At 71.4% G+C, this 21,341-nt stretch carries 24 protein-coding genes and 1 pseudogene; 8 read left to right on the plus strand and 17 right to left on the minus strand.

The annotated features are described in order from the left end of the window. Window positions 1-27 precede the first annotated feature (27 nt). From trmD to A4R43_RS18685, 14 genes are all read right to left on the minus strand, one after another. On the minus strand, window positions 28-783 hold the full coding sequence (gene trmD / locus A4R43_RS18620; RefSeq protein ID WP_113693493.1) for a tRNA (guanosine(37)-N1)-methyltransferase TrmD: 756 nt from the start codon (window positions 781-783) through the stop codon (window positions 28-30). After that, window positions 783-1,298 carry a ribosome maturation factor RimM gene (gene rimM / locus A4R43_RS18625; RefSeq protein WP_113693494.1) on the minus strand — a complete coding sequence of 172 codons (516 nt, stop codon included), beginning with the start codon at window positions 1,296-1,298 and terminating at the stop codon, window positions 783-785. Before rimM ends, trmD begins: the two co-directional genes overlap by 1 nt. 11 nt (window positions 1,299-1,309) lie before the next feature. Continuing rightward, on the minus strand, window positions 1,310-1,549 hold the full coding sequence (locus A4R43_RS18630; RefSeq protein WP_113693495.1) for an RNA-binding protein: 240 nt from the start codon (window positions 1,547-1,549) through the stop codon (window positions 1,310-1,312). Then, on the minus strand, window positions 1,546-1,989 hold the full coding sequence (gene rpsP / locus A4R43_RS18635; RefSeq protein WP_113693496.1) for a 30S ribosomal protein S16: 444 nt from the start codon (window positions 1,987-1,989) through the stop codon (window positions 1,546-1,548). Before rpsP ends, A4R43_RS18630 begins: the two co-directional genes overlap by 4 nt. A gap of 167 nt (window positions 1,990-2,156) precedes the next feature. Beyond that, window positions 2,157-2,939: a CPBP family intramembrane glutamic endopeptidase gene (locus tag A4R43_RS18640; RefSeq protein ID WP_113693497.1), complete on the minus strand. Its 783-nt coding sequence runs from the start codon at window positions 2,937-2,939 to the stop codon at window positions 2,157-2,159. Between the two features lie 87 nt (window positions 2,940-3,026). Then, window positions 3,027-3,767: a CPBP family intramembrane glutamic endopeptidase gene (locus A4R43_RS18645; RefSeq protein ID WP_113693498.1), complete on the minus strand. Its 741-nt coding sequence runs from the start codon at window positions 3,765-3,767 to the stop codon at window positions 3,027-3,029. Between the two features lie 77 nt (window positions 3,768-3,844). Next, a complete protein-coding gene (locus A4R43_RS18650; RefSeq protein ID WP_113693499.1) occupies window positions 3,845-4,909 on the minus strand; it encodes an amidohydrolase family protein in 1,065 nt (354 codons plus the stop codon). Further along, the gene (ffh, locus tag A4R43_RS18655; protein WP_113693500.1) at window positions 4,910-6,469 is read right to left on the minus strand and encodes a signal recognition particle protein; all 1,560 of its coding nucleotides are present in this window, start codon (window positions 6,467-6,469) and stop codon (window positions 4,910-4,912) included. 269 nt (window positions 6,470-6,738) lie between these two features. Further along, window positions 6,739-7,614 carry a non-homologous end joining protein Ku gene (gene ku / locus A4R43_RS18660; protein WP_113693501.1) on the minus strand — a complete coding sequence of 292 codons (876 nt, stop codon included), beginning with the start codon at window positions 7,612-7,614 and terminating at the stop codon, window positions 6,739-6,741. A gap of 38 nt (window positions 7,615-7,652) precedes the next feature. Further along, window positions 7,653-7,976, minus strand: a complete 324-nt coding sequence (locus A4R43_RS18665; protein ID WP_113693502.1) for a hypothetical protein — start codon at window positions 7,974-7,976, stop codon at window positions 7,653-7,655. A 97-nt stretch (window positions 7,977-8,073) separates the two neighbouring features. Further along, the gene (locus tag A4R43_RS18670) at window positions 8,074-10,371 is read right to left on the minus strand and encodes a [protein-PII] uridylyltransferase (RefSeq protein ID WP_236809116.1); all 2,298 of its coding nucleotides are present in this window, start codon (window positions 10,369-10,371) and stop codon (window positions 8,074-8,076) included. Between the two features lie 18 nt (window positions 10,372-10,389). Beyond that, on the minus strand, window positions 10,390-10,728 hold the full coding sequence (locus tag A4R43_RS18675) for a P-II family nitrogen regulator (protein ID WP_113693504.1): 339 nt from the start codon (window positions 10,726-10,728) through the stop codon (window positions 10,390-10,392). Beyond that, window positions 10,725-12,056, minus strand: coding sequence for an ammonium transporter (locus A4R43_RS18680; protein ID WP_113693505.1), 1,332 nt, complete (start codon window positions 12,054-12,056; stop codon window positions 10,725-10,727). Before A4R43_RS18680 ends, A4R43_RS18675 begins: the two co-directional genes overlap by 4 nt. Window positions 12,057-12,281: 225 nt before the next feature. After that, window positions 12,282-13,079 (minus strand): alpha/beta fold hydrolase, encoded by a 798-nt coding sequence (locus tag A4R43_RS18685; protein ID WP_113693506.1) that lies wholly within the window; start codon window positions 13,077-13,079, stop codon window positions 12,282-12,284. 64 nt (window positions 13,080-13,143) lie between these two features. On the opposite strand from A4R43_RS18685, the gene A4R43_RS18690 reads away from it, so the two are divergent. Together A4R43_RS18690 and A4R43_RS18695 are read left to right on the plus strand one after the other, a co-directional pair. Next, complete coding sequence (locus A4R43_RS18690; protein ID WP_113693507.1) at window positions 13,144-13,962, plus strand: putative RNA methyltransferase; 819 nt, start codon at window positions 13,144-13,146, stop codon at window positions 13,960-13,962. Then, on the plus strand, window positions 13,959-14,579 hold the full coding sequence (locus A4R43_RS18695; RefSeq protein WP_113693508.1) for a (2Fe-2S)-binding protein: 621 nt from the start codon (window positions 13,959-13,961) through the stop codon (window positions 14,577-14,579). The genes A4R43_RS18690 and A4R43_RS18695 overlap by 4 nt, the downstream gene beginning before the upstream one ends. 4 nt (window positions 14,580-14,583) lie before the next feature. On the opposite strand, the gene A4R43_RS18700 is transcribed toward A4R43_RS18695, so the two are convergent. Beyond that, window positions 14,584-15,453, minus strand: a complete 870-nt coding sequence (locus tag A4R43_RS18700; RefSeq protein WP_113693509.1) for an aldo/keto reductase — start codon at window positions 15,451-15,453, stop codon at window positions 14,584-14,586. 84 nt (window positions 15,454-15,537) lie between these two features. Here A4R43_RS18700 and A4R43_RS18705 point away from each other — a divergent pair, with 84 nt between their 5' ends. Further along, on the plus strand, window positions 15,538-16,827 hold the full coding sequence (locus A4R43_RS18705; protein WP_113693510.1) for an O-acetylhomoserine aminocarboxypropyltransferase/cysteine synthase family protein: 1,290 nt from the start codon (window positions 15,538-15,540) through the stop codon (window positions 16,825-16,827). Beyond that, window positions 16,824-17,300, plus strand: a complete 477-nt coding sequence (locus tag A4R43_RS18710) for a CoA-binding protein (protein ID WP_113693511.1) — start codon at window positions 16,824-16,826, stop codon at window positions 17,298-17,300. The genes A4R43_RS18705 and A4R43_RS18710 overlap by 4 nt, the downstream gene beginning before the upstream one ends. Window positions 17,301-17,388: 88 nt before the next feature. Here the strand turns inward: A4R43_RS18710 and alc are convergent, their stop codons facing one another. Next, window positions 17,389-18,387 (minus strand): allantoicase, encoded by a 999-nt coding sequence (gene alc, locus A4R43_RS18715; protein ID WP_113697715.1) that lies wholly within the window; start codon window positions 18,385-18,387, stop codon window positions 17,389-17,391. Window positions 18,388-18,401: 14 nt separating this feature from the next. After that, window positions 18,402-19,724, minus strand: a complete 1,323-nt coding sequence (allB, locus tag A4R43_RS18720; protein WP_113693512.1) for an allantoinase AllB — start codon at window positions 19,722-19,724, stop codon at window positions 18,402-18,404. 111 nt (window positions 19,725-19,835) lie between these two features. Here allB and A4R43_RS18725 point away from each other — a divergent pair. The 4 genes and pseudogenes from A4R43_RS18725 to uraH all read left to right on the plus strand — a co-directional run. After that, window positions 19,836-20,063: pseudogene (locus A4R43_RS18725) on the plus strand (helix-turn-helix domain-containing protein); the annotation flags it as partial. Between the two features lie 18 nt (window positions 20,064-20,081). Then, window positions 20,082-20,477, plus strand: coding sequence for a helix-turn-helix domain-containing protein (locus A4R43_RS18730; protein WP_113693514.1), 396 nt, complete (start codon window positions 20,082-20,084; stop codon window positions 20,475-20,477). A gap of 61 nt (window positions 20,478-20,538) precedes the next feature. After that, window positions 20,539-21,030 (plus strand): 2-oxo-4-hydroxy-4-carboxy-5-ureidoimidazoline decarboxylase, encoded by a 492-nt coding sequence (uraD, locus tag A4R43_RS18735; RefSeq protein ID WP_113693515.1) that lies wholly within the window; start codon window positions 20,539-20,541, stop codon window positions 21,028-21,030. Continuing rightward, window positions 21,027-21,341, plus strand: a complete 315-nt coding sequence (gene uraH / locus A4R43_RS18740) for a hydroxyisourate hydrolase (protein WP_113693516.1) — start codon at window positions 21,027-21,029, stop codon at window positions 21,339-21,341. The genes uraD and uraH overlap by 4 nt, the downstream gene beginning before the upstream one ends.

Raw genomic sequence — 21,341 nt, forward strand, 5'->3', positions numbered from 1 at the left:
AGTATTACAGACCCGCCGGGCGGCGGATCACTCGCCCCGTGCCGACTCCTCGCCGAGCCGCGCGAGCAGGGCGAGGTCGTGCTTGTCGAGACTGCCCTCCGGGAGCCGGGAGAGCAGCTCCGGCCGGCGCTCGGCGGTCCGTTCGAGCGCCCGGTCGCGGCGCCAGCGGTCGATCAGCGCGTGGTTGCCGGACCGCAGCACCTCGGGCACGGCCAGCTCCCGCCAGACCTCCGGGCGCGTGTAGCTGGGCCCTTCGAGCAGGCCGTCGGAGAACGAGTCCTCCTCGGCCGAGCGCGCGTTGCCCAGCACGCCGGGCAGCAGCCGGACCACGGCCTCGACCATGACCAGCACCGCCGCCTCGCCGCCGACCAGCACGTAGTCGCCGATGGAAACCTCGTCCACCGGCATCCGGCGGGCGGCGTCGTCGATCACGCGCTGGTCGATGCCCTCGTACCGGCCGCAGGCGAACACCAGGTGCTGCTCGGCGGCGTATTCGTGGGCCAGTTCCTGGGTGAAGGGCCGTCCGGCCGGGGTGGGCACCACCAGCCGGGTCCGCTCGCCGCAGACGTCGTCCAGCGCGTCACCCCAGACCTGCGGCTTCATCACCATGCCGGGACCGCCGCCGTACGGCGCGTCGTCCACCGCGCGGTGCACGTCGTGGGTCCAGTCACGCAGGTCGTGCACGCCGATCTCGATCAGGCCGCGGTCGATGGCGCGCCCGAGCAGCGCGGCCCGCAGCGGGTCGAGGTACTCGGGGAAGATGGTGACGACGTCGAGGCGCATCAGTCGGTGTCCAGCAGGCCTTCCGGCGGGTCGAGCACGACCCGGCCGCCCGCCACGTCCACCACGGGCACGATCGCCCGGACGAACGGCACCAGCACGGACTGGCCGTCGCGGTCGAGCGAGAGCAGCTCGCCGCCGGGCGAGTGCACCACCTCGAGCACGGTGCCGACCTCGGTGCCGTCGGTCAGCTCGGCCCGCAGGCCTTCGAGCTGGTGGTCGTAGAACTCGTCGGGGTCCTCGGTGGGCGGCAGGTCCGCGGTGTCCCCGAGCAGCAGGGCACCGCGCAGTTCCTCGGCCGCGGTGCGGTCGGGGACCTGGTCGAAACGCACCAGCAGCCGCCCGCTGTGCGAGCGGGCGGCTGCCACGGTGAGTTCACGGGTGCGGCCGCCACGCGGCCGGGCGAGCACCACGGCGCCGACGGCGAACCGCTGCTCCGGGGAGTCGGTTCGCACGTCCACGGCGAGTTCGCCGCTGATGCCGTGTGCCTTGGCCACGCGGCCGACCACAACCTCCATCGGCGCGTGCGTCAGTGGTCGGTGTCGACCACGTCGACCCGCACACCCCGGCCGCCGATTCCGCCCATCACGGTGCGGAGCGCGGTGGCGGTGCGCCCGCCCCGGCCGATCACCTTGCCCAGATCGTCGGGGTGGACGTGCACCTCGAGGGTGCGGCCGCGACGCGTGGTGATCAGCTCGACCCGGACCTCGTCCGGGTTGTCGACGATCCCGCGCACGAGGTGCTCAAGGGAGTCCGCGAGAAAGCTCACGCCTCGGTCTTCTCCTCGGCCTTGGCCTCGGCCTTCTCGGCGTCGGCCTTCTTGCCGCCCTTCTTCTTGGGCGTGGTGGCCTCGGCCGAGGGCTCCTCGCCCGCGGCCGCGAGCGCGGCGTTGAACAGGTCCTGCTTCGACGGCTTCGGCTCGGCCACCTTCAGCTTGCCCTCGGCACCGGGCAGGCCCTTGAACTTCTGCCAGTCGCCGGTGATCTCGAGCAGGCGCTGGACCGGCTCGGTCGGCTGGGCACCCACGGAGAGCCAGTGCTGCGCGCGGTCGGAGTCGACCTCGATGAAGCTGGGCTCTTCCTTCGGGTGGTACTTGCCGATCGTCTCGATGGCCTTGCCGTCCCGGCGGGTGCGCGCGTCGGCGACGATGATGCGGTAGTACGGCGCACGGATCTTGCCGAGGCGCTGGAGCTTGATCTTGACGGCCACGGGTGTGGATACTCCTCAGTTCTCTCTGGTGCAAGGTCGGCCGCGCGATCCGAGTGGGGAACGAATGCGACGCCCGGAGGTCAGGTGTGTTCGGCTCCGGCGGGGTGAGAGGGTCCTCGACGGAGCAAGCAATCGAACATTCTGCCAGACGGCCCGCGCGGCCCCGCCTAGAGGGTGGCGATGCCGAGCGTGGTGAGCAGGATGGCCACCGCGGGCAGGAAGTTGTTCATCTGGTGCGCGACGATGCTGCCGAGCAGCCTGCCGGTGTACAGCCTGGCCAGCCCGATCGGCACCGAGATGACCAGCAGCAGCGTGGTCCGCAGCGGCTCGAGGTGGCTGACCGCGAACACCGCGGTGGACAGCAGGAAGGCGGCCACCCTGCCCCACTTCTCGTTGCCCCAGTTCAGCCGCTCCACCGCGCCCCAGAGCAGGCCGCGGTAGATGATCTCCTCGCAGATCGGCCCGAGCAGCCACAGGTAGAGGAACATGATCACCGCGGCGGTCACCGACATCGGCTGGTCCTCGATCAGCGCACTGATCGCCGACGAGGCGTTCTGCTCGCCGACGATCTCGGTCCAGACGAACGCGCCGACCGTGGTGCAGACCAGTCCGACCATGCCGAACTTGAGCCCGGTCTTGACGTCGGACCAGCGCCAGGACAGCCGCAGGTCGGCCAGCGGGCCGTTGCCGCGGACCCGGGTGATCAGCACGGCGGCGGTGGCGGCCACCACGGTCGGGGTGATGGTGCCGATGAGCACGTGCCCGACCGGCATCGGCTGCCCGGCCGGTACGGGGCCGAGCGCGGCGAGCACCAGGGCGGCGGAGGTCAGCAGGATGGCCTCGACCAGGAGGAAGGCGCCGAAGCCCCAGCGCGGGTCGGGGGTGGTGGCCGAGGCCACCTCCGGCAGCGGCTCGGGGCCGTGGATCGGCTCACCCTGCGTCGCGCTCAAGCCGTCCTCCGGGTTCTTCGCATTTCGGGCAGTAGTAAAAGGCTAGTGGGCGCAGCCCTCCGTTGAGGGCGGTGGGCGGCGGGCGGACTAGCTGGCGCCGAGCAGCAGGAGCGCTGGTGGCAGGTTGTTCGCGGCGTGCGCCACCACGCTCGAGCCGGTCCGGCCGCTGATCAGCCGGGCCGCCCCGATCGCCAGCCCCTGTACGAACAACGCGAGCGTCCGGCTCGGTTCTCCGTGCAACTGGGCGAACACGGCGGCGGTCAGCGCGAGCACCGCCCACTGCGGGATGCGGTGCGCGGCCAGCCCCGCCCACAGCGCGCCCCGGAGCAGCACCTCCTCGGTCAGCGGCGCGACCAGCACCACGATCAACGCGGCCAGCGCCAGCCACAGCGGGTTGTCGCCGACGCCCTGCGCGAGCCCCGCCAGCGGATTGCCGGATTCGAGGTCCGTGCCGAACACCGGGAGCAGCATCAGGTTCGCCAGGTACCCGGCGAGCAGCGCGAACCCGCCGCAGGCCAGGCCGACCTTGATGTCGCGCAGCCGGGGCAGCACGCCCAGCTCGCGAAACGACCCCCAGCGCCGCGCGGCGAGTACCGGGGCGAGGCCGAGCATCAGGTTCGGCACGAACGCCAGCAGCAGGAGCGGGCCGAGGTCGGGCATCTCCTCGGCGTCGTCGAACCCGGTGAACCGCCCGGTGAGCACGGCGGTCAGCACCAGGTTCATCAAGTGGTAGGCGCCGAAACCGGCGATGAACGCGACCAGTCCCCAGTGGGCACCGCGCACCAGGCCGTCACTGACGGCCGGAGGGTTTTCGTTCGCCCGATCCACCGCACCTCCGCCGCCGGAATCACCTTCGCACCCCCAACGCTAGGGGGCCGATGGCTACCGGGTGAACCCGGCCCGTCTCAGGAAGTGACGGTACCGCGCAGGATGATGTGCGACGGATGACGCAGTGCGGTCAGGTCCTCGCGCGGATCGCCGGTCAGCACCAGCAGGTCGGCGGGGGCGCCGTCGGTGATGGACGGGTGGCCGAGCCAGTCGCGGGCGGCCCAGCAGGCGGCGCCGAGCGCTTCGGTGCGCGACATGCCAGCCCGGTGCAGCAGCTCGATCTCGTCGACGATCCGGCCGTGGTCGACCATGCCACCGGCGTCGGTGCCCGCGTAGACCGCGACCCCGGCGTCCAGCGCGGCCTGCACCAGCCCGTCGACGCGCCGGTGCAGCTCGCGCATGTGCGCGGCGTAGACCGGGTACTTGCCGGCGGCGTCCGCGATGCCCGGGAAGTTCTCGGTGATGTTGACCAGCGTCGGCACCAGCGCGATACCGCGCCGCGCCATCTCGGACAGTTGCTCGCCGGACAGCTCGGTGCCGTGTTCGAGGCAGTCGATCCCGGCGGCCAGCAGGCCGGGCAGCGCGGCGGCGCCGAACACGTGCGCGGTGACCTTGGCGCCCGCGTCGTGCGCGACCTTGACCGCTTCGGCGAGCACGTCGTCCGGCCACAGCGGCGCGAGGTCACCCACGGACCGGTCGATCCAGTCGCCGACGAGCTTGACCCAGCCATCGCCGTCGGCCGCCTGCTCGGCGACCGCCTCCGGCAGCTGGTCCGGGCTGTCCAGATCGATGCCGAGGCCGGGCACGTACCGCTTGGGCAGCGCGAGGTGACGGCCGCAGCGGATGATCCGCGGCAGGTCCTCGCGCTGCTGCAACGGCGAGGTGTCGAACGGGACCCCGCAGTCGCGGATGAGCAGCGTGCCCGCCCGGCGGTCGGTCAGCGCCTGCGCGGCCGCCTCTTCGAGGTTCTCCGCGCCGATGCCGGGATGGCAGTGCGCGTCGACCAGCCCCGGCACCAGGAACACGTCCTCGGCCAGGGTCTCGGCGCCCTCGACCGGCTCGAAGCCGATCCGGCCGTCGCTGATCCACAGGTCGTGGTGCGCACCGGAAGGCAGCACCACGCCGCTGAGGCGGTACGCCATCTACTTGCCCTTGGGCAGCTTGAACTTCGACGGGTCGAAGCCCGGGGGCAGGTCGTTCAGGCTGCCGCCGAGCTGCGAGAGGTCAGGCATGCCACCGGCGGGACCGGCACCGGGGAAACCACCCGGCGGCAGCGCGGGCATGCCACCGGGGAAACCGCCCTTGACCTTGGGCTGCGTGGGGCCGCGCCCCTTGCCCTTCTTCCCCTTCTTGCCCTTGCGGTTGTTCTTCCGGTTGTTGCCACCGGGGCCGCCGAAGCCGAACCGCCCGGCCATCTGCTGCATCATCTTCTTGGCGTCGTAGAACCGGTTGACCAGGTCGTTGACCTCGCGCACGGCCACCCCGGAGCCCTTGGCGATGCGCTGCCGCCGGGAGGCGTTGATGATCTTCGGATCGGCGCGCTCGGCCGGGGTCATGCCGCGGATGATCGCCTGCAGCCGGTCCAGCGACCTGTCGTCGACCTGGGCCAGCTGGTCCTTCATCTGCCCGGCGCCGGGCAGCATGCCGAGCAGGTTGCCGATCGGGCCCATCTTGCGCACCGCGAGCATCTGCTCGAGGAAGTCCTCCAGGGTCAGCTCGCCGCTGCCCAGCTTCTGCGCGGCCTGCTCCGCCTTCTCCTGGTCGAAGGCCTGCTCGGCCTGCTCGATCAGGGTGAGCATGTCGCCCATGCCGAGGATCCGGCTGGCCATCCGGTCCGGGTGGAACAGGTCGAAGTCCTCGAGCTTCTCGCCGTTCGACGCGAACAGGATCGGCTGGCCGGTGACCTCGCGCACGCTCAGCGCGGCACCACCGCGGGCGTCACCGTCGAGCTTGGTGAGCACCACGCCGGTGAAGCCGACGCCGTCGCGGAAGGCCTCGGCGGTGGTCACCGCGTCCTGGCCGATCATCGCGTCGACCACGAAGAGCGTCTCGTCCGGCTGGACCGCGTCGCGGATGTCGGCGGCCTGCCGCATCAGCTCCTCGTCCACGCCGAGACGGCCGGCGGTGTCGACGATCACGATGTCGTGCTGGGAGTGCTTGGCCTCGGCGATACCGCGGCGGGCGACGTCGACCGGGTCGCCGACGCCGTTGCCCGGCTCCGGCGCGAAGGTCTGCACCCCGGCCCGCTCACCGACCACCTGCAGCTGGGTGACCGCGTTCGGGCGCTGGAGGTCGCAGGCGACCAGCATCGGCGCGTGGCCCTGCTTCTTCAGCCACAGCGCCAGCTTGCCCGCGAGCGTGGTCTTACCGGCACCCTGCAGACCGGCGAGCATCAGCACGGTCGGCGGGTTCTTCGCCAGGTTCAGCCGCCGGGTCTCGCCGCCGAGAATGGCGACCAGTTCCTCGTTGACGATCTTGATGACCTGCTGGGCCGGATTCAGCGCCTCGGAGACCTCGGCGCCCTTGGCGCGTTCCTTGACCTTGGCGATGAACGCGCGCACCACCGGGAGCGCGACGTCGGCCTCCAGCAGCGCGATGCGGATCTCACGCGCGGTGGAGTCGATGTCGGCGTCGGAGAGCTTCCCCTTGCCACGCAGGTTCTGCAGGACCGAAGTGAGGCGATCGGAGAGGGTGTCGAACACGGGTGTGCGCTCCAGCAGTCGTCGTCAGGGTGCGGGGCCGGCGTGCGGAAGACCGCGCCCGCATCCTCCTCAGGGTAGTCGACGTTGGGGCCCGGCCGGTCCGCTCCTCCTCGCACCGGCCGGGCATCGCGTCGCGCGAGCGGTCCGCGGCCTTCGTCCGACCCCCAGTACCGGGCGATTTCCGCCACGCTCGCGCTGCGCAGTAGCCTGCCGCTCCCGCGCAGGTCGCGGCAGGGGGAAGACCCCCATATCGGGCCAGGTAGTTCTACTCAGTCCACCGATTCGGTCTTCCGCTGAGCGGCGCGCCGGGCCGCCTCGGCGGCCTCCGCGGCCTTCTCGGCGGCTTTCTCCGCGGCGCCACGGGCCCGGTCGACGGCGTTCTCGGCGTGTTCGGCGCCGGTCTGGAGCGCCGCGAGCAGCGCGGTGACCCCGGCGTTCTGCACGGCCGCCGCCGGCCGCGCGAGTTCCCCGCCCTCGGCTTTCGCGGTGATCAGCTCGTTCAGCGCGTCCTGATAGTGGTCGACGTAGTTCTCCGGCTCGAAGTCACCGGCCAGGCGGTCGATCAGCCGGGCCGCCAGGCGGACCTCGGCCACGTGCACGTCCACGTCCTCGTGCTGGAACGGGAAGTCCGGCTCGCGGACCTCGTCCGGCCACAGCATGGTCTCCAGCAGCAGGAGCTGGTCGCGCACGCGGATCACGCCGAGCGTCTCGCGCTGGCGCAGCGCCACCCTGACCACCATCACCCGGCCCGTCTGCTGCATGGCCTCGCTGAGCAGCACGTACGCCTTGGTCCCGGCGATCTCCGGCTCCAGGTAGTAGGTCCGCGCGAAGTAGACCGGATCGACCTGTTCCACCGGCACGAACGACAGCACGCCGATGGAGTGCGCGGTGGCCAGCGGCAACGACGCGAGGTCCTCGTCGGAGAGCACCACGACGTCGCCTCCCGGCAGCGGGAAGCCCTTGCCGACCTCACCCGGCGGCACCTCGGCGCCGTCGGCCTCGCAGAACCGCCGGTGCTGGATGCGGCCGCCGTCGGTCACGTGGACCTGGGTCAGGCCGGAGGCGCGGTCGGTGGTGGCGCTGTACGCCTTCACCGGAATGGCGTACGCGCCGAAGCCGATCGTGCCTTTCCAGACCGCGCGCATGTGTTCGAGCGTAATGCGGTGAAAGCGGCCGTTTCCAGCTACAAACGGGTGTCCTCGTCGGCCGTTTGCAGCAGTGCGGCGAGCACCGGCTCACTTTCCGCGATGGCGTCGGCGGAGTAGCCCGCCGCGCTGGCGGCGGCTTCGAGCACCTCGGTCAGCGCGCCGTCTACCTGGCTGCCGCGCACCACGCAGGCGAGCCTGGCCAGTGCGAGCGAGAGCTGGCGCTGCCCGGCGGCGAGGTGCTCGAGCACGTCGGCGAGCTCACCGGCGGTGCCGACCTCGGCGGATCCGGCGAGTTCGGCGGCGCAGGCCTCCAGGTGCGCGGCCACGATCGAGCCGGGAAGAACCGGTTCGCCCACCATGCCACCCGCCTTCCCGCACGTTCCGCCAGGCCACACCGACGGCGACATACTGCCACCGTCGCCGCGCGCGGTCCGCGCGACACCCCGAACCGGCTGGTCAGCTCGCGGCGGCGAGTACTGCCTGCTCGATCCGGTCCCGCCACTCGCGGTCCAGCCTGCCGTGCCGTGGCGCGATGGCGAATGAGTCGACCACCGCCGCGCCCAGGGTGGCGACCTTCGCCCAGCGCACCTCGGCTTCACACTGCCGCAGCGCGCCCGCCACGTGGTAGAGCAGGCCGATCCGGTCGGTGGCGCGCAGTTCGAGCACCACCGTGGTGGACCCGCTCGTCTCGTCGTCGAACCAGAGCACCTTGGGCCCGCCCGACTCCACCGGCGCCCGCGCGTAGTCCCGTTCCTTCGCGGCGAGCTTCTGCGTCAGCGGCAACGCCCCGCCCAGCGCCCTGGCGAACTGCTCCCGCAGCAGCGTGACGTCGGGCAGCGAGCCGAACTTCGGCGACGCGGTGAACACGCCGACGCGGCCGCCGTCGTGCCCGTGCAGCATCGCCGTGTGCACCTCCAGCGAGTGCAGCGCGAGCACCCCCGCCGCCGGGGCGAGCAGCTCCGACTGCGTGGGCGCGGCGAGCACCACGGTGGCGACCTTGCCCTCGGACGAGATGTGCACCTGCGGCTGCCCGGTGGCCGTCGCCGTCTCCACCAGCTCGCGTTGCTCCGCGTCCAGCGGCTCGGGTGTGCTGAGTGCCTTGCCCTGCAACGCTTCCCGGCAGCGGCCGGCGAGCTGGGCGATCAGCGCCGCCTTCCACTCCGTCCACACGCCGGGCCCGGTAGCCAGCGAATCGGCCTTCGCCAGCGCCTGCAGCAGGTCCACCAGCAGCGGGTCGTGGTCGAGCGTTTTCAGCACCCGGCGCACGGTGTCCGGCTCGCTGATGTCGCGCCGGGTGGCGGTGTCCGGCAGCAGCAGGTGGTGGCGCACCATCGCGGCGACCACGCCCGCGTCCACTTCGGACAGACCGATCCTGGCGGCCACCTGCGCGGCGATCTTGGCGCCCAGCTCGGAGTGGTCCGCCGCGCGCCCCTTGCCGATGTCGTGCAGCAGCGCGCCCAGCAGGAGCAGGTCCGGCCGGGACACCGTGGTGGTCAGCTTGGCCGCTTCAACGCAGGCCTGCACCAGGTGCCGATCGACGGTCCACGAATGCACGGGTTCCCGCGGTGGTAGGTCACGGACCGCACCCCATTCCGGGAACAGCCGGGCCCACAGCCCCGTCCGGTCAAGCGCTTCGACGGCGTCCAGCAGGCCTTCGCCCGCGCCGAGCAGTTCGGTCAGCGCGTCGCGGGCACCGGCGGGCCACGGGGCGCGCAGTTCCGGCGCGGAGTCGGCGAGCGTGCGCAAGGTGCCCTGCGCGATCGGGCGGCCGGTGCGCGCGGACGCCGCCGCCACCCGCAGCAGCAGAGCCGGGTCCCGCGCCGGAACCGCGTCCCTGGCCAGGGAAACCTCGCTGCCGTGCAGGACAACGCCGTCGTCCAGCGGGGTCCGCGACGGGCGCCTGCCGAACCGCGTCCGCGGTGCGACGTCCACCGCGCGCAACACCGTGTCGACCGCGTAGCTGACCGCACGCCCAGCGCCGGAAAGCTTGCGCGCCAAGGTGAACCGGTCGCCGAAGCCGAGTTCGACGGCCACCGCCTCCGCGTCAGGCGGGCTCAGCACGTCCCGGTCTCGGCGGAGTTCGCGGCGCAACTCCGTGCGGACGTCGAGCAGGAGTTCCTTGGCCGCCAGCAGTTCCTCGCCCGGCCGGTCGGCCAGCTGCGCGGCGGCGAAGGCCTCCAGCAGCCCGAGATCACGCAGTCCCCCGCGCCCGTGCTTGAGATCGGGCGCGGCCGACTGGGCGATCTCGCCGCTGCGCTTCCACCGCTGACGCGCCGAGGAAGCCAGCTCCCCCAAGCGTTTGCGTGCCGTCCGGCGCCAGTTCTCCTTGGCCGCCGCGGCCAGTCGCCCGGCCAGGTCCTGATCCCCCGCCAGGTACCGGGCGTCCAGCAGGCCGACCGCCGTGCGGAGATCCTCCGACGCCACCTTCAGCGCTTCCCCCGGTGTCCGCACGGAATGGTCCAGCCCGACGCGGGCGTCCCACAGCGGGTACCAGAGCGCGTCGGCGATCTCGCCGACCCCGGTGTTCCCGTTGTGCACCAGCACCAGGTCCAGATCCGAGAACGGGACCAGTTCCCGGCGGCCGAGCCCGCCCACGGCGACCAGCGCGACACCCGGAACCGCGGTGTCCACGCCGGCCGACGCGGCGGCCTTGCTCAGCCAGAACTCGTAGAGATCCACCAGTGCCGCTCGGAGGGCCGCCGCGCCCAACCGCCCGTGGCGGCCCTCCAGCAGCTTCTTCGCCGCTTCAACCAACTCCCCGGCTTCCACGGCCTATAGCGCGTCCGTCCCGCGTTCCCCGGTCCGCACCCGGATCACCGTGTCGACCGCGGTGACCCAGACCTTGCCGTCACCGATCTTGCCGGTGTGCGCGGCGTCGACGATCGCCTCGATCACCTTCTCCACGTTGGCGTCGTCGGTGACCACCTCGACCCGGATCTTGGCCACGAAGTCGACCGCGTACTCCGCGCCGCGGTAGACCTCGGTGTGGCCCTTCTGCCTGCCGTAGCCCTGCACCTCGCTGACGGTCATGCCGAGCACGCCGAGCTGTTCCAGTGCCGAGCGGATGTCGTCGAGCGTGAACGGCTTGACGATCGCGGTGATGAGCTTCATGCCTTGCTCCCCTCGAGCTTCTTCGCCGTGCCTGCCACCCCGGAACTGTTGGTCGCGGCGCGCCCGCCCCGGCTGCCGCCGAACTCGTAGGCCGTCTCGGCGTGTTCCGCCTCGTCGATGCCGACGACCTCCTCGTCCTTCGGGAGCCGGAAGCCGAGCGTCACCTTGATCAGCAGCGCGATGATCGCGGTGATCACGAACGAGTAGCCGAGCACGGAGAACGCGCCGATCGCCTGCGTGCCGAGCAGGCCGAAGCCGCCGCCGTAGAACAGGCCGTCCTTGCTCGCCTCGTTCACCCCGACGGTGCCGAAGAAGCCGATCAGCAGGGTGCCGACCAGGCCGCCGACCAGGTGCACGCCGACCACGTCGAGCGAGTCGTCGAAGCCGAAGCGGTACTTGAGGCTGACCGCCAGCGCGCAGAGGATGCCGGCGATGGCGCCGATGGCCAGCGCGCCCCAGGTGTCGACGAAGGCGCAGGCCGGGGTGATCGCGACCAGCCCGGCCACCACACCCGAGGCGGCGCCGAGGCTGGTGGCGTGCCCGTCGCGGATGCGCTCGATGAGCAGCCAGCCGAGCAGCGCGGCGGAGGTGGCGGTGAGCGTGTTGATGAACGCGACACCGGCGATGTTGTTCGCGGCCAGCGCGGACCCGGCGTTGAAGCCGAACCAGCCGAACCACAGCAGGCCGGCGCCGAGCATGACGAACGGCAGGTTGTGCGGCTTCATCGGCTCCTTGGGCCAGCCGACCCGCTTGCCGATCACCAGCACCAGCGCGAGCGCCGCGGCACCGGCGTTGATGTGCACCGCGGTGCCGCCCGCGAAGTCGAGCGCGCCGAGGTCGTTCGCGATCCAGCCACCGGACTTGGTGGTCTCGCCGGTGACGTCGTCGGTCGCGTCGAAGGCGAAGACCCAGTGCGCCACCGGGAAGTAGACGATGGTGGCCCACAGCCCGGCGAACAGCAGCCAGGTGCCGAAGCGCACGCGGTCGGCCACCGCACCGGAGATCAGCGCCACGGTGAGAATGGCGAACATCGCCTGGAACGCGGCGAAACCGGTGTTGGACAAGGTTTCCGCGCCCATCAGGCCGCTGAGGCCGAGCGCCTCGAACGGGTCACCGAGCAGCCCCGCGCCCACGTCGTTCCCGAAGGCGGTCGAGTAACCGAAGATCACCCACAGCACGCCGACGACGCCCAGCGAGCCGAAGCTCATCATGAGCATGTTCAGCACGCTCTTGGAACGGACCATCCCCCCGTAGAAGAACGCCAGCCCTGGGACCATGAGCAGCACCAGGGCGGCGCTGGTGAGCAGCCAGGCCGTATTCCCTTCCACGCTTCCTCCTCGAGAAGATTGCCGATTCGCAATTGCGGCAAATCATGGGAAAGCCGTGTTGCACGGGATGACCAGGGACGTTTCGGGTCTGTGAACCCGGGTGCGCCCTTTGTTACGGGTACGTTTCCCGGTACCCGGCGGATGGTGTCCGGTTCCGAAACGGAACCGTTATGCCCCGAGGTCAGCCCCCGCGGGGACGCGGTACTCCGAAGGAAGTAACGACGTTCAGCCGGGCTTGATCGAATCCAGGATTTCGGCGGCGTGGGTCCACAGGATCGAACCGCCGCCGTCCGGGAAGACGTGGCGGGCAGCGCCTGGGATGCGCCTCGCCAGTGTCTCGCCGAGGTCTGGGGAATGCACCGGGCTTGTGTCGTGGGCGCCGTAGCACAGGTGGACCGGGACGCGGATGTCCTCCACGGCGAACGGCCAAGGGCTCAGCGCCAGCACCAGGTCCCGCGCGTAACCGGCACCGCCCTGCCGGAAACCCTCCTCCAGCGCCGAGCGGTAGGCGCGCGCGAACGTCGGCTCCGAGTACACCGCCAGATCCACCGGCGAACTCATCCCGGCGATCAGTTCCCACATCCCGTCGGCATCGGCATTCGCGAACGCGGCCTCGAAGGCGGCCGGATCCTCGTCCACGGACCGGATCAACCGCGCGACTTCCGGAGCGAGCGCATCCCCGAAGGACCGCAGTTCGTCCTGGCCCGACACGATCGCCAGCGACGAGCACAACCCCGCCGCCGCGCAGGCCAGGCCGAACGGTGCCCCCTGCGAGAACGCCACGATCGAGAAAGACGGCAACCCGAGAGCGCGGACGTCCTCGACCCACGAGTCCAGCGTCCGACCCGGCTCCGGCCCCGACTCCCCCAGCCCCGGCCGCTCGACCGAGATCAGCCGGATCCCCCGCGACCACACCAGGTCCGTGCCGAAACCGAGCCCGCACCCCATCGCCGCCCCGGAGAAGAACAGCACCGGGTACCCGTCCGCCGGACCCCACTCCGTCCGGTTGAGCCGCCTGCCCATGCGGTGATCATCGGACCGGGGGTGGCACCCGGCAACCGGATTTCGGCCGTGGTCGAATGGGGGCATGCACCTGCCCGAGCCGGTCGTGGCCGCCCTGCGCTGCTCGGTGTGCGGCCTCCCGCTCACCGCGCGGGACCGCGCGCTGCGCTGCGACCGCGGGCATTCCTTCGACCTGGCAAAGCAGGGGTACGTGAACCTGCTGCACGCCAAGATCCCGGCGGGCACCGCTGACACCGCCGAAATGGTCGCCGCCCGCGTCGAGTTCCTGGGTGCCGGGCACTACCGGCCGCTCGCCGGCGCGGTGGCCGCGCAGACCGCCCGCTTCTCCCCCGAACTGATCGTCGACGCCGGGGCGGGCACGGGCTACTACCTGGCCGAAGCACTCACCGAGCAGTCACACGGCCTCGCGCTCGACGTCTCCGCCGTCGCCCTCCGCCGTGCCGCCAAGGCGCATCCGGCGATCGGCGCCGCGGTGTGGAACCTGTGGGAGCCGTGGCCCGTCGCCGACCAGGCCGCCGACGTGGTGCTCAACGTCTTCGCCCCGCGCAACGCCCCCGAGTTCCGCCGCGTGCTGCGCCCTGGCGGGGCGCTCGTGGTGGTGTCGCCGAATCCGGGGCATCTCGCCGAGCTGGGGTCGGCGGTGCTGGGCATCGGCGAGGACAAGGAACAGCGGCTGGACAGCTCGCTCGCCGCGCATTTCACCCTCGACCACCGCGAGGAGATCAGCTACCCGCTGCGCCTCGAACCGGCCGAGGTGCGGCACGTGGTCGGCATGGGGCCGGCCGCGCACCACCTCCACCGCGACGGCCGCGCCGAACGGCTGGCCGAGTTCACCGAGCCGGTCGACGTCACCGCCTCCTTCACGGTCTCGGTGTTCCGATGACGGCGGTAAAGGCGACCGTGCTCGCCGACCCCGGCTGGCTGCGCGAGGACCTCAAAACCGCCGAGCGGATGTACGGCCGCGCGGCCGGGCCACGCGTGCTGGGCACGGTCCGCTGGTACTCGGCGTCCTCGGTGCTCGTGGCGCCCTCGGCGGAGTCGCTGTTCACCGGCCGGATCGCCGACCCGTCGCTCGACGCGCTCACCCTGAACCTCCAGCCCGACGGCCGGTACGTCGACGCGCGTTCGGACCGCGTGCTCGACGGCGGCATTCCCGAACTGGGCCAGGCGATGCGCACCACGCTGGCCACCGTCATCCCGCCGATCAGCGAGGCCTGCGGGGCCACCGAGAACGCGCTGTGGGCCATCGCCACCGACTCGATCGCGAACCGCCTGCTGTGGTCGGGTGACGCGGCGCGCGCGGTGGAGCTGGCCGGGCAACTCGCCGAGGCGATCGGCCCGAGCCTGCCGCGCCCCCGGTTCACGACGGTCGGCCGCAACACCATCGTCAAACGCGCGTCCTGCTGCCTGATCTACGAGATCCCGCGCGCGGACAAGTGCGCGAGCTGCCCGCGCCAGACCCCGGAGGAACGCGCCGCGCGCCTCCGGGGTTTCGGCTGAAAACCTAGGCGGCCAGCGCGGACAGCGCGTCGAACTCGGCGTCGGTCAGCTGGATCTCCGCCGCCGCCACGTTCTCCTCCAGGTGCGCCACCGACCGGGTGCCCGGGATCGGCAGCACCACCGGCGACCGGCGCAGCAGCCACGCGAGCGCCAGCTGGGCCGGGGTCGCGCCGTGGTCCTTCGCGGCCTGCTCCAGCACGCTGCCCGGCCTGGCCAGCTCACCGGTGGCGATCGGGAACCACGGGATGAAGGCGATGCCGTGCTCGGTGGCGTAGTCGAGCACGTCCTCGTGGTGCCGGTCGGCCAGGTTGTACAGGTTCTGCACGCTGGCGATCTCGGCGATCTGCGCGGCCTCGGCCAGCTGGGCCACACCGACCTCGGACAGCCCGATGTGCCGGATCTTGCCCTCCTGCTGGAGCAGCTTCAGCTCGCCGACCTGGTCGGCCAGCGGCACCTCGGGATCGACCCGGTGCAGCTGGAACAGGTCGATCCGCTCCACGCCCAGCTTCCGCAAGCTCAGTTCGAGCTGCTGACGCAGGTAGGCGGGCCGCCCGACCGGGATCCACTGGCCGGGGCCGGTGCGGGTGAGCCCGGCCTTCGTGGCGATGACCAGGTTCTCCGGGTACGGGTGCAGTGCCTCGCGGATCAGCTCCTCGCTGACGTTGGGCCCGTAGGAGTCGGCGGTGTCGATGAAGTTGACACCCAGCTCGACGGTCCGCCGCAGCACCGCCAGCGCGCCTTCGCGGTCGGCGGGCTCACCCCAGACGCCCTCGCCGGTGATCTGCATCGCGCCGTAGCCGAGCCGGTGCACCGGCAGGTCGCCGCCGAGCTGGAAAACTCCCCCGGGTGCCGTGCTGACCTGCGTGTTCGTCATGTGTATCGCTCCGGTGGTCGACAGGTGGGACACCAGGGACAACCGCTGGCCGCCGGTCGGTGTTCCCGGGTAGCGTGCCGGGGGATGAACGAGCGCTCCTGGGGCTTCCGCACCCGCGCCCTGCACGCGGGCGGCACGCCCGACCGCACCACCGGGGCCCGCGCCGTGCCGATCTACCAGACCACCAGCTTTGTCTTCGAGGACACCGCCGACGCCGCTTCGCTGTTCGCACTGCAGAAGTACGGCAACATCTACAGCCGGATCGGCAATCCGACGGTGGCCGCCTTCGAGGAGCGGCTGGCCAGCCTGGAGGGCGCCATCGGCGGGGTCGCCACCAGCAGCGGGCAGGCCGCCGAGTTCCTCACCTTCGCCGCGCTGGCCGAGTCGGGCGACCACATCGTCGCGGCGAGCGATCTCTACGGCGGCACGGTCACCCAGCTCGACGGCACCCTGCGCCGGTTCGGCGTGGAGACCAGCTTCATCCGCGGCACCGCACTCGACGACTACGCCGCCGCGATCACCGACCGGACCCGCCTGCTCTACGCCGAGGTGATCGGCAATCCGAGCGGCGCGATCGCCGATCTGGACGGGCTCGCCGAGCTGGCGCACGCGCACGACCTCCCGCTGGTGGTGGACGCCACGCTGGCCACGCCGTACCTGTGCCGCCCGATCGAGCACGGCGCGGACATCGTGCTGCACTCGGCGACGAAGTTCCTCGGCGGCCACGGCACCACGCTCGGCGGGGTGGTGGTCGAATCGGGCAGGTTCGACTGGGGCAACGGCAAGTTCCCCCGGATGACCGAGGTGGTGGACAGCTACGGCGGGCTGAAGTACTGGGAGAACTTCGGCGAGTACGCCTTCTGCACGCGGCTGCGGGTCGAGCAGCTGCGTGACATCGGTGCCGTGCTCTCCCCGCACTCGGCGTTCCTCCTGCTGCAGGGCGTGGAGACGCTGCCGCAGCGCATGGCCGAGCACGTGGCGAACGCGCGCAAGGTCGCCGAGTACCTGGAGGCCGATGACCGCGTCGCCTGGGTCAACTACGCGGGCCTGCCCTCGCACCCGCACCACGAGCGCGCGCGGAAGTACCTGCCCGATGGGCCGGGCGCGGTGTTCTCGTTCGGGGTGCGTGGTGGCCGCGCCGCCGGGGAGAAGTTTGTCGAATCGGTGGAGCTGCTGTCGCACCTGGCGAACGTCGGGGACGCCCGCACGCTGGTCATCCACCCCGCGTCGACCACGCACCAGCAGCTCTCGGACGACCAGCTGCTGGCGGGCGGCGTCGGCCCGGACTTGATCCGGCTGTCGGTCGGCCTGGAGGACGTGGACGACATCCTGTGGGACATCGACCGAGCCCTGGACCAGGCGGTGCGCGCATGAGCTGGACCGAACCGACCGCCCGCGACCGCCGCCGCCTGCTGAGCCGGACCGAGTCGGTGACGATCATCGGTGCTTCGGCGAACCCGTCGCGGCCGAGCTTCTTCGTGGCTTCCTACCTGCTCTCGTCCAGCCGGTACCGCGTGCACTTCGTGAACCCGCGGCTGGACGAACTGCTCGGGCAGCCGGTGCACCCGTCGCTGGCCGAAGTGCCGGACGTCGATCTGGTGAGCGTGTTCCGGAAGCACGATGACCTCCCCGGCGTGGCCGAGGAGGTCATCGAGGCGGGTGCGCGCACGCTGTGGCTGCAGCTCGGGCTGTGGCACGAGCCGGTGGCCGAGCGGGCTGCCGGAGCCGGTCTGGACGTGGTGATGAACCGGTGCGTGAAGATCGAGCACGCGCGGTTCGCCGGCGGCCTGCACCTGGCCGGGTTCGACACCGGCGTGATCAGCTCGAAGCGCGCGGACTTCGCCTAGGGCGCGTTTCACCAGTCTTGTTCGCGCTCTTCGCGCCCAGGCGGCCCCTGGATCACGAAGCCCATCGAACAGACTCGTGAAACACGCCCTAACCGCGGTAGCGCTTCTCCAGCGTCTCGCGCCCCTGGTCGGTCAGCCCGCCGAACAGGCGCAGCCGCGCCATGCCGCCATCCGGGTAGACGTCCAGGCGCACGAACGAGATCGCCCGCGCGTCCGGCACGAGGAACCGGTGCCGGGTGTCGGGCTGCAGCCGGGTTTTCGGCAGCACCTCGAACCACTCCCGGCCGTCGGCCGAACCGCTCAGCGACGCCCAGCCGGGCGCGTTGCCCTTGAAGTGGGTGGTGTCCAGCTCGGCCAGCCGCGGCACGCCCTCGCCCGCCAGCTCGACCGACACCCAGTCGTTGCCGTCGTCGCGGCGGCGGGCGGTTTCCCAGCCCTCCCCCATCACCGCGGCGAAGCCGGGCGCGATCAGGTTGCTCGGCGACGAGTAGAACATGTTGCTGCACCCGACCACCCGCGCGCCGTTCTCCAGCGCGGCCAGGTCGAGCGAGCCCAGGTCCAGCAGCGACGGGTCGGCCACCGGTTTGCCGTGCACGCGGAAGCGCGCCACCCCGCCGTCGGGGTAGATGGTCAGCCGCGCGTGGGTGTACCGCTTGGTGAACACCGCCTCGAAGAAGTTCTCCGCGTCGCCCTTCAACGGCGAGCGCGGCACCACGGTGTCCCAGTCCAGCTCGGCGAGTTCGGCGGGGCTCGGGTACCCGTCCACGGCCACCGCCTCCACCGAGGCGAACGGCGGGTAGTTGCCGGTGAAGAACGCGGTGTCCACCACCACGCCGGTGATCGTGCCGGGCAGGCCGAGCCGCACCACGGCCTGGTCCGCCCCGTCCTCCCGGCGCCGCCGGGTCTCCCAGCCGTCGTAGATCTGGCCCTTGTGCCCGAAGCTCCACGGCTGGAACTCCGGGCGCTCCGGCTTGATCAGGTTCTCCCGTTCGGCGAACAGCTCGTCGTTCGCCCACACCACGCCACCGCCGTTACGGCGGGACGCCAGATCCGGCTCGGATGTCCATTCAGGACGGTCGTTCACCAGCACTCCCTTCGGTTTCACGGCCGGGTGAGCAGCTCGCCGAACGGCTGCTCCCCGGTGATCTCCCGGCCACGCAGCCAGGTGCCGCGCACCACGCCGGCCAGCGGCCGCCCGTGGTAGGCGCTCACCGGGTTGCGGTGCCGCAGCTTCGCCACGTCGACCACGAAGGCCTCGTCCGGGGCGAACACGCAGAAGTCGGCGTCCGCACCGACCTCGATCCGGCCCTTGTGCCGCAGCCCGGTCAGCTCGGCGGGCCGCAACGCCATCCAGCGCACCACGTCGGCCAGCGCATGACCGCGGGCGCGTGCCTGCGTCCACACCGCGGGCAGGCCGAGCTGCAGGCTGGAAATCCCGCCCCACGCCTCGCCGAAGTCGCCGCTGTCGAACCGCTTCAGCTCCGGGGTGCACGGTGAGTGGTCGCTGACCACGCAGTCGATCACCCCGTCGGCGAGGCCGCGCCAGAGCAGTTCGCGGTTTTCCGCCTCGCGGATCGGCGGGCAGCACTTGAACTGCGTCGCCCCGTCCACGATCTCCTCGGCGATGAAGCTCAGGTAGTGCGGGCAGGTCTCCACGGTCACCCGCACGCCGTCGCGGCGGGCTTCGGCGAGCATCGGCAAAGCGTCCGAAGAGGACAGATGCAGGATGTGCACCCGCGCCCCGGTCCGGCGCGCCTCGTCGAGCACGTGCGCGATGGCCAGGTTCTCCGCGCCGCGCGGCCGTGACCGCAGGAAGTCCGCGTAGTGCCCGCCGGTCACCTCCGGCGCCCGCGCGATCTCGTCGGAATCCTCGGCGTGCACGATCATCATCGAATCGATCTCGTTGACCGTGCGCAGTCCTTCGGCCAGCCCGGCCGGGTCCAGCGGCGGGAACTCGTCCACGCCCGAATGCAGCAGGAAGCACTTGAAGCCGAACACACCGGCTTCGTGCAGCGCGGGCAGCTGGTCCAGCTTGCCGGGGATCGCCCCGCCCCAGAACCCGACGTCCACGTGCACCCGGCCCTCGGCCGACTTCCGCTTGACCGCCAGCGCTTCCGGATCGACCGTCGGCGGCAGGCTGTTCAGCGGCATGTCCACGATCGTGGTCACCCCGCCGGCGGCCGCGGCGGCGGTGGCCGTCTCGAAGCCCTCCCACTCGCTGCGCCCCGGATCGTTGACGTGCACGTGGCTGTCCACCAGCCCGGGCAGCAGCACCTCGTCCTCGGACAGCTCGATCACCCGATCGGCGGAAAGAACCGCATCCAGCGGCTCGATCGCGGTGATCCGGCCACCGCTCACCCCGACCGCACGCGACACCTCACCCTCGGCCGTGATCACCCTCGGCGCTCGCAAGACCAGGTCCACTTCGTGACTCCCTTCCGCCGGTACCTTCCGCACGAACGGCCCGGCCGGTCAATGTAGGAACCTACAAAATCCGAGGTTACGAACGCGCGCCGAACGAGTTACCGTCGCGAGGTGGAACTGGAAGCCGAGTTCACCACGGAACCCTTTCTCGGCGAGGGTCCGCCACCGGAACACGCCGAGCTGGCCCGCCAGGCGGCACTGGCCGCGGGCCTGGACACCGACTTCGGCCCGCTCGGCACCTCGGTCCGCGGGGATGCCGAAGCGGTGCTGGCGGCGCTGCCGAAAATCGCCCGCGCGGCGCTGACCGGCGGGGCCACCAAGCTGACGCTCCAGCTGCGCGACACCAGGGTCGGCTAGATGCCCGAACCCGCCGAGCACCCGCTGGTGACCGCGATCGCGCCGCTGCTGGACCGCATCGACGCGACCGTGGTCGCCCCGGCCGACCGCCGTCCGGAGGACGTGCCGCTGCACTGGGCGGGTGAGCTGGTGGGGGCCGTCCGGCTGCCCGGCGCCGAGCTGACCGGTGCGCTGGAGCGGCTGGTGCACGAGGTGGAAACCGAGCTGGGCGCCGAACTGCACCGGCTGGACCGCGCCGGGAAGCAGCGGGCCGTGCGCCTGCTCGAAGAACGGGGTGCTTTCACCATGCGGAAAGCGGTCGCCACCATTGCCGAATCGCTCGGCGTCACCCGGTTCACCGTTTACAACTACCTGAACCGGGACCACAACGAGAACGGGAATTCAACAAGTTGTTGACGGTCGGGTGAAGCTCGACGTACCTTCTCCCAACCACATCGCCCCGACCCGGGAGCCGCCCGTGACTGTCGATCTGGCCGGGTTCAACGAAGCCACCACCACCGAAGCACGCGACCTGCTGCTGTCCTGCCTCGCGGTACCGCGCTGGGCCGACGCGGTGCTGGCCGCGCGCCCCTACGCCGACCGCGAATCCCTGCTGGACACCGCGGCGAAGGCCGCCGATCCGCTCACCGACGACGAGGTGCACCGCGCCATCGCCGACCACCCCAGAATCGGCGAAAAGCCCGCCGGGCAAGGAACTTCGGCCGACTGGTCGCGCTCCGAACAGTCCGGAGTGGACGATCAGGCGGCCGCCGAGTTCCGGGCCGCGAACGCCGCGTACGAAGCGCGGTTCGGCTGGGTGTACCTGGTCTGCGCGAGCGGCCGGAGCGGCGCCGAGCTGCTCGCCGACCTCAAGTCCAGAATGGACAACGACCCGGCCGAGGAGATCGGGGTGGCCGGGCGCGAACTGAGCAAGATCGCCGTACTCCGCTTGGGAAAGGCCGTCGCATGAGCCTGGTGACCACGCACGTACTCGACACCGCCACCGGCCGCCCGGCGCCCGGCATCGAGGTCGTACTGGAGGGCGGCGGCAAGATCGTCGCAAAAGGACGGACCGACGACGACGGCCGGATCCGCGACCTCGGCCCGGAAACCCTGCCCGCCGGGGTCTACCGGCTCACCTTCGACACCGGCGCCTACCTCGGCCCGGACGCCTTCTTCCCCGAGGTGTCGCTGACCTTCCGGATCACCGATCCCCAGGCGCACCACCACGTGCCGCTGCTGCTCAGCCCGTTCGCCTACTCCACCTACCGAGGGAGCTGA

Source organism: Amycolatopsis albispora, assembly GCF_003312875.1.
GTDB classification, from domain to species: domain Bacteria; phylum Actinomycetota; class Actinomycetes; order Mycobacteriales; family Pseudonocardiaceae; genus Amycolatopsis; species Amycolatopsis albispora.

Bases quoted from the DNA above. Each gene is read 5' to 3' on its own strand.
- trmD (WP_113693493.1), bottom strand. From the start codon at position 783: ATGCGCCTCGACGTCGTCACCATCTTCCCCGAGTACCTCGACCCGCTG.
- rimM (WP_113693494.1), bottom strand. From the start codon at position 1,298: ATGGAGGTTGTGGTCGGCCGCGTGGCCAAGGCACACGGCATCAGCGGC.
- A4R43_RS18650 (WP_113693499.1), bottom strand. From the start codon at position 4,909: ATGGCGTACCGCCTCAGCGGCGTGGTGCTGCCTTCCGGTGCGCACCAC.
- ku (WP_113693501.1), bottom strand. From the start codon at position 7,614: ATGCGCGCGGTCTGGAAAGGCACGATCGGCTTCGGCGCGTACGCCATT.
- A4R43_RS18665 (WP_113693502.1), bottom strand. From the start codon at position 7,976: ATGGTGGGCGAACCGGTTCTTCCCGGCTCGATCGTGGCCGCGCACCTG.
- A4R43_RS18675 (WP_113693504.1), bottom strand. From the start codon at position 10,728: ATGAAGCTCATCACCGCGATCGTCAAGCCGTTCACGCTCGACGACATC.
- A4R43_RS18685 (WP_113693506.1), bottom strand. From the start codon at position 13,079: ATGGGCAGGCGGCTCAACCGGACGGAGTGGGGTCCGGCGGACGGGTAC.
- A4R43_RS18690 (WP_113693507.1), top strand. From the start codon at position 13,144: ATGCACCTGCCCGAGCCGGTCGTGGCCGCCCTGCGCTGCTCGGTGTGC.
- A4R43_RS18695 (WP_113693508.1), top strand. From the start codon at position 13,959: ATGACGGCGGTAAAGGCGACCGTGCTCGCCGACCCCGGCTGGCTGCGC.
- A4R43_RS18700 (WP_113693509.1), bottom strand. From the start codon at position 15,453: ATGACGAACACGCAGGTCAGCACGGCACCCGGGGGAGTTTTCCAGCTC.
- A4R43_RS18705 (WP_113693510.1), top strand. From the start codon at position 15,538: ATGAACGAGCGCTCCTGGGGCTTCCGCACCCGCGCCCTGCACGCGGGC.
- A4R43_RS18710 (WP_113693511.1), top strand. From the start codon at position 16,824: ATGAGCTGGACCGAACCGACCGCCCGCGACCGCCGCCGCCTGCTGAGC.
- A4R43_RS18730 (WP_113693514.1), top strand. From the start codon at position 20,082: ATGCCCGAACCCGCCGAGCACCCGCTGGTGACCGCGATCGCGCCGCTG.
- uraH (WP_113693516.1), top strand. From the start codon at position 21,027: ATGAGCCTGGTGACCACGCACGTACTCGACACCGCCACCGGCCGCCCG.